Source organism: Mesorhizobium sp. P3_A9, from assembly GCF_056402975.1.
Genome location: NZ_JBFUGJ010000650.1, coordinates 1 through 1,587 on the forward strand (window position 1 = coordinate 1; position 1,587 = coordinate 1,587).

Here is a 1,587-nt window from a genome sequence, read left to right on the forward strand (position 1 = left end):
CGACATTCCCAGGTTCGAATCCTGGCGCCCCAGCCAGAAATTGTGGGTCCGTTCCGTAGGGACGAATTATGAATTCAAATTCATTACAAAAGACGCTTAATGGCCTCTTTTGCTTTTAAATTGCCGCCATCCGCAGCTTTTTTGTAGTACATAATAGCCGTTGATCGATCTCTTGTTACACCAATACCAAACTCAAAAATGGTACCAAGCGCACTTTGGGCGTTTGCGTCGCCATTTTTGGCACTTTCTTCAAACAATTTTATTGATTTTTCAGTATTCTTTTGAAGACCCATGCCATTCATATATATCATAGCCAGATCATATTGCGCCCTAGGATTGTTTTGATCTGACGATTTTTCAAGCCAGTGACGAGCAAGGGCATAATCTTGCCCAACGCCTTTGCCGGCTAAATACGCCACTCCGAGATTATACTCACCCTGAACATCCCCGCTTTGAGCCGCGCTCGAAAACAATTCCGCAGCGCGTCGATAATCTTGCGGCACTCCTTTGCCAGCTGCGTAGAGGACACCAAGGTTGGCACTGGCCGCGGAAAATCCCTGCGCCGCGGCCTTTGCGTACCAAATGGCGGCCTGTGCGGCATCGGGTGCGACGCCTTTACCGCTGTCATAAAGTCCGCCTAGATTGTTTTCCCCGATAGGGCTGCCTACCGCGGCAGCAGCCCGATACCAGCGCATGGCAGCAGCGAAGTCCTGTGGGACACCCCGGGCATATTCATACAAATAGGCAATTGCCGCCAGCGCCGCGGGATCGTTCTGGGCTGCCGCTTTCTGATACCACATCATCGCTTGCCCATAATCTCGCCCAACGCCTTCGCCGCTTTCATAGGCTGCGCCGAGCTGAAATTGGGCAGGGGCAAACCCTTGGTCCGCCGCCTGGCGGAGGAGTTCGGCGGCCCTGACCGGGTCCTTTGGTACTGCTCGTCCGATCTGATACATTTGGGCCAGGCTCAATTCGGATTTAGCAAATCCCTGGGCCGCCGCCTTAGTATACCAGGCAAAGGCGAGAGCGCTGTTCTGAGCCACGCCGATGCCGCCCTTATCATAGAGGTATCCCAGATTGTGCTCTGCATGCGCGTCGCCCTGGCCGGCGGCTTGCTCTAAGTAGTCCCTTGCCCGTTGGGCGTCCGGCTTCACGCCGCAACCCGATAAGTAAATAAACCCGAGATTGTTTAGCGCCGCCGTCTTGCCTAAGGCAGCGTCATTTTCCCATTGCTGTCGCTCTGAACCCCCGATCGTTCCACATGCCAATTGTTGGGTGACAATAAGCTCGCCTGCGATAGAGTGTGACGAGGGAATGAAAAATGACATTCCGACGCAGGCCACGGTCAGAATTATTATTGTGTACTTTGATGGATTAATCATTGTTACGATCCACGCGGGATTTAAGACTTCTGAATTTACAGTAAGTCCACACGATCCATCTGCGATTTGTGCAGGAATCTCTGCCCTAGCAACGACATTTCAGAACAGTTACGGTGCTCCGATGCTCGTTAAAGCGTCTCCTTAGACCATCCGAACAACTCGCTTTTAGCCAATAGCAACAGTTATAAAAGCCGCACATTAAGTC

At 52.2% G+C, this 1,587-nt stretch carries 1 protein-coding gene; it reads right to left on the bottom strand.

Going from position 1 to position 1,587, the window contains the following annotated elements:
• Positions 1-83: 83 nt before the first annotated feature.
• The gene (locus AC1DX0_RS35665) at positions 84-1,382 is read right to left on the bottom strand and encodes a tetratricopeptide repeat protein (RefSeq protein ID WP_477219612.1); all 1,299 of its coding nucleotides are present in this window, start codon (positions 1,380-1,382) and stop codon (positions 84-86) included.
• Positions 1,383-1,587 lie beyond the last annotated feature (205 nt).